The sequence below is a fragment of the Persicitalea sp. genome (assembly GCF_041751555.1).
Lineage (GTDB): Bacteria > Bacteroidota > Bacteroidia > Cytophagales > Spirosomataceae > Persicitalea.
The window spans coordinates 1-5,160 of record NZ_JBGSXF010000732.1 but is presented as its reverse complement, the minus strand read 5'-3'; the positions used below and the strand labels follow the sequence as shown (position 1 = coordinate 5,160).

Sequence of the window (5,160 nt, the reverse complement as noted above, 5' to 3'; positions counted from 1 at the left end):
AGGTAGTTCGTAGTCCACACCTTCGTAACCAATGACCGAGAAAGGCGACACGACTACCGCCGTTCCCGCACCGAAGGTGGCTTCGAGCCGGCCTTCTTTCAAGGCCAGAATTACTTCGTTGATATTGATCTGCCGCTCTTCTATCTCTACCCCCCACTTCCTGGCAATCGCGATGATGCTGCGTCGGGTGATGCCATCGAGGATGGTATCGCTGATAGCAGGGGTTACTAATTTTCCATCCATCATGAACATGACGTTCATCGTGCCGGATTCTTCCACGAAGGTATGGTGCTTCGCATCAGTCCAGATAAGTTGGTCGTAGCCTTGCTGCTGGGCAAGTTTGGTCGGGTACAGCGAAGCTGCGTAGTTGCCCGCACACTTAGCCGCGCCCACGCCACCCTCCGCCGCGCGGATGTATTGCGTCTCGACTTTCACTCTGGGCGGATTGGCGTAGTAACTACCTACCGGACAGGTGAAAATGATAAAATAGTAAGTGTCGGAAGGCCGCACGCCCAGGTAGGCATCCGTCGCAAACATGTAGGGCCGCACGTACAGCGAAGTACCTGGCGCGGAAGGCACCCAACCTGAGTCCAGACGCAGTAGTTCCGTCAACCCATTCATGAAAAGTTCTTCGGGAATAGGTGCCATGCACATCCGCTCGGCGGTGCGGTTCATGCGCTTCCAGTTGTCGGTTGGACGGAAAAGCAGGACTTCGCCATCGTCGTTTTTATAGGCTTTCATACCCTCAAAAATAGCCTGTCCGTAATGCAGCGCCGCCGTGACGGGGCTGAGCGAAAGGTTGCCGTACGGTATGACGCGGGCGTCCTGCCATTCGCCGTCGCGGTATTCGGCAATGAACATGTGGTCGGAGATGTTCCGGCCAAAAACGAGGTTGTTGAAGTCAACCTCCTGCAAGCGCGACTTAGTCGTCGGCTGAATTTCGATTTGTTGGGCTTCGGCGATCATTTTTTTAATTGACAGTTGACAGTTGACGGTTGACAGTGCCAATTTGACCAGCCATCCGGTTTGGAATTGAGAATGCAATTTAGAGATTATTCAATAATTTTTTAAAAATATCTTAGTGCAACAATTAAATAGCAGAGAATCCAATTGAAAGGAGAGGCCTGACCACTTGTTTTCCTTTCATTTTCCCAAAACTAAAGCAACACTTTCTGGGTTAAGGTCAGGATATGCCCTTTCCACCTGCCCTGGCTCAACACACCCTAGCCCAACGCATGACCACACAAGCCGAAACTATCTCCGAAGAAGAAGTAGATTTTGCCGATCTCGACGCCCGCCGCTTTATCCTTATCAAGGGGGCCAAAGTACACAACCTCAAAAACATTGATGTCGCTATACCGCGCAACAAGCTGGTGGTAGTTACGGGACTTTCCGGCTCGGGCAAGTCATCGCTGGCCTTCGACACGCTCTTCGCCGAGGGGCAGCGCATGTACGTCGAGAGCCTGAGCAGCTACGCGCGTCAGTTCCTAGGGCGCATGGAAAAGCCGGAGGTGGAGTACATTCGGGGCGTGTCGCCCGCCATCGCCATCGAGCAGAAGGTCAACACCCGCAACCCGCGCTCGACGGTGGGGACGAGTACCGAGATTTATGATTATTTGAAGTTGCTTTTCGCCCGTATCGGCGTCACCTACTCGCCCGTGTCGGGCGATGTTGTGCGCAAGGACACCGTCACCGATGTGGTGGATTTCATGCTGTCGCACCCGGAAGGTACCCGCGTGCTGGTGATGGCCCCACTGCTGGTTCGGCCGGGCCGCTCGCTGGCGGAGGAGTTGAATATATTGCTTTCCAAAGGCTACAACCGTATCGTGCGAGGCGGCGAAACCCAGTTTATTGATGAGGTACTGGAAGGCGAAGAACTGGCCGAAATCTCCGAAGCCGAGGAACTCTTTATTCTCATCGACCGTGCCGCCGTGCAGCACGACGACGAAGACACGCAGTATCGTCTTTCCGATTCGGTACAGACCGCCTTCTTCGAGGGCGAGGGTAGTTGTGTGGTCGAAGTCATGGGGGAAGAGCGGCGCACCTTCTCTGACAAGTTCGAATTGGACGGCATTTTATTCGAAGAGCCGAGCGTCAACCTGTTTAGTTTCAATAATCCTTATGGCGCTTGCCGAACTTGTGAAGGTTTTGGCAAAGTGCTGGGTATCGACCCCGATCTGGTAATTCCTGACAAAGGCCTTTCCGTTTTTGAGGGTGCCATTGCGCCGTGGCGGACGGAAAAAATGAGTGAATGGCTCAAACCGCTGCTGCGCAACGGTATTCGTTTCGATTTCCCGATTCATAGGCCTTATAAAGACTTATCCCAGTCGGAGAAGGATGTGCTTTGGACGGGTAATTCGCACTTCAAGGGGTTGAATGCTTTTTTTAAGGAAATAGAAAAGCAAACCCACAAAATCCAGTACCGCGTGATGCTGTCGCGCTACCGGGGCCGCACTACTTGCCCCGACTGCCGGGGGTCGCGGCTGCGCAAAGATGCGTCCTACGTCACAATAGCGGGCGCTTCCATCACCGATCTGGTGTTGAAATCCATCGCCGACGCTTCGGATTTTTTCAAGAACCTCGAACTCGACGAACACAGCCAGGAGATCGGGAAGCGCATCCTGATTGAGATCAACAACCGCCTCGAGTACATGGTGCGGGTGGGTTTGGGCTACCTCTCTCTCAATCGTCTGACTAACTCGCTGTCAGGCGGGGAGTTTCAGCGTATTAAGCTAGCTACTTCGCTGGGTAGCGCTCTGGTGGGCTCGATGTACATCCTTGATGAGCCGAGCATTGGCCTGCATCCGCGCGACACGCAGCGATTGGTGAGCGTGCTGGAATCGCTACGCGACCTGGGCAACACGGTCATCGTGGTGGAGCACGAAGAAGAGGTCATGCACGCCGCCGACCAAATCATCGACATCGGCCCCGAAGCCGGGACGGGCGGTGGACACCTGGTTTTTCAGGGCGATTGGGAGGAAGTCAAGTCGTTTGGCCAAAACGGAGAGGGAAAAGCCAATGGCCATTCCTACACTCTGAATTTTCTATTGGGCCGAGACTCCATTCCGGTGCCGACTTTCCGCCGCAAGTTCACGCATTTTCTGGAACTGAAAGGCGCCCGCGAAAACAACCTCAAAGACGTGACTGTGAAATTTCCGCTCAACACGCTCACCGTCGTAACGGGCGTGAGCGGCTCGGGCAAATCCACGCTGGTGCGCAAGCTGCTGTACCCGGCCTTGATGCGCACAAAGGGCGAATACGGAGAGGACGTTGGCAAATTCGATGAGCTGGCGGGTAGTCTGAAGCGCGTGGAAGCCGTGGAAATGGTGGATCAAAACCCGATCGGCAAGTCCTCGCGCTCCAATCCGGTGACCTACATCAAAGCCTACGACTACATGCGCCAGATGATGGCCGACCTGCCACTGGCCAAGGCGCGGGGCTACAAGCCGTCGCACTTTTCTTTCAACGTGGACGGGGGCCGCTGCGAGGTTTGTCAGGGTGAGGGTCAGGTGAAGATCGAGATGCAGTTCATGGCCGACATTTACCTCAAATGCGAAGGCTGCGGCGGCAAACGCTTCAAGCAGGAAATATTGGAAGCAAAGTACCACGACAAAGACGTAGCCGACATTCTGGAAATGACCGTGGACGACGCCATTGCCTTTTTCCGGGATTCCGAGGAACGACTGGTCGAGAAACTGCAACCGCTGCAGGATGTGGGGTTAGGCTACGTCACCTTGGGGCAGTCGTCCAATACCCTGTCGGGCGGCGAGGCCCAGCGCGTGAAACTGGCCTCTTTTTTGGGCAAAGGCAACTCCAACAAAGGAAAAACGCTCTTCATTTTTGACGAACCCACGACGGGCCTGCATTTTCACGACATCAAAAAACTACTGGCTGCCATCAATGCTCTCGTAGACCAGGGCGACAGCGTCATCGTGATCGAACACAACATGGAGGTCATCAAGTGCGCCGACTGGATCATCGACCTCGGCCCCGATGGCGGGGAAGATGGCGGCTACGTTACTTACGCTGGGACGCCGGAGGATATGGTCGGGCTGGAAGGGAACTACACGGCGGATTTTTTGCGTGGGAAGCTTTAAGGAAAAAAAGTCTAGGGATAATTTTCTATATTCGTCAAAAATCAAACATCAGAACATATGAATGCTGTACTGTTGGCGAGTGAGTCAAGTCAGGATATAGAGCTACTGCTCACTCTGGCAAAAAAAATGGGCATGACTACCCGCAAATTATCCACCCAGCAGTGGGAAGATCATATGTTGGCTGTGGAGATTGATAGCGGAATGAAATCAGCCACAGTAAGCAAAGAGGAGGTGATGAAGGTGCTGAACGCTGTATGAATGTGGCATACAAAGGAGGCTTTTTGAAAAGCCTTCAGAAGTTGAAAGATGCCCGTTTGAAGAAGGCTATTTTGAGCGCCATAGATAATGTCGAGCGAGCCGGTAGCATTTCTGAAGTTCGCAATCTCAAGAAGCTTACTGGCTACGACAGCCACTTTCGCATTCGGATAGGCAACTACCGAATCGGACTAAAATAGGAAGAAGCTGAGCAAACGATTTATTTTGCTGCATTCGGACATCGTAAGGGTATTTATGAAGTCTTCCCCTAAAAATGATTGCAGGAATTTTTTGTGAGTTTTCCTTTTGACATGGCACGCTGTTAAGCCGTCAACACCCGAAAAATCTCTTCCAAACTTTCTCCGCTCTGCCGCAGGGTGGCCAGCGGGCTGTCGGCTACTATTTTTCCCTTATTGATAATAATGACACGGTCGCAGATGGCCTCCACTTCCTGCATGATGTGTGTGGAGAAGAGAACGGTCTTGTCGGCCCCGGCAGTGCGGATCAGAGCGCGGATTTCGGTGAGTTGATTGGGGTCGAGGCCCGTGGTGGGCTCATCGAGGATCAGCACTGCAGGGTCATGTAGTAGGGCCTGAGCGAGGCCTACCCGTTGGCGGTAACCTTTGGAGAGTTGACCGATTTTTTTGTGCTGCTCCACGGTTAGTCCGCAAAGCTGCACCATTTCTTCCACTCGCGCAGAGAGGGATTTTCCCTTCATGCCGTACAGTTTTCCCACAAAAATCAGGAATTCCCGCACGTACATATCCAGATAAAGTGGATTGTGTTCGGGCAGGTAGCCAATAGCGCG

4 protein-coding genes are annotated in these 5,160 nt (G+C 53.2%); 2 read left to right on the top strand and 2 right to left on the bottom strand.

All coding sequences use genetic code 11. From position 1 onward, the window contains the following. Positions 1–966: branched-chain amino acid aminotransferase (locus ACEW8P_RS25625; protein WP_373515906.1), on the bottom strand; the 966-nt coding region annotated here is incomplete at its 3' end. A gap of 269 nt (positions 967–1,235) precedes the next feature. Here ACEW8P_RS25625 and uvrA point away from each other — a divergent pair. Then, positions 1,236–4,097 carry an excinuclease ABC subunit UvrA gene (uvrA, locus tag ACEW8P_RS25620; protein ID WP_373515905.1) on the top strand — a complete coding sequence of 954 codons (2,862 nt, stop codon included), beginning with the start codon at positions 1,236–1,238 and terminating at the stop codon, positions 4,095–4,097. Between the two features lie 57 nt (positions 4,098–4,154). Further along, complete coding sequence (locus ACEW8P_RS25615) at positions 4,155–4,355, top strand: hypothetical protein (RefSeq protein WP_373515904.1); 201 nt, start codon at positions 4,155–4,157, stop codon at positions 4,353–4,355. 319 nt (positions 4,356–4,674) lie between these two features. Here the strand turns inward: ACEW8P_RS25615 and ACEW8P_RS25610 are convergent. Then, a partial coding sequence (locus ACEW8P_RS25610) for an ATP-binding cassette domain-containing protein (RefSeq protein WP_373515903.1) occupies positions 4,675–5,160 on the bottom strand: 486 nt, incomplete at its 5' end.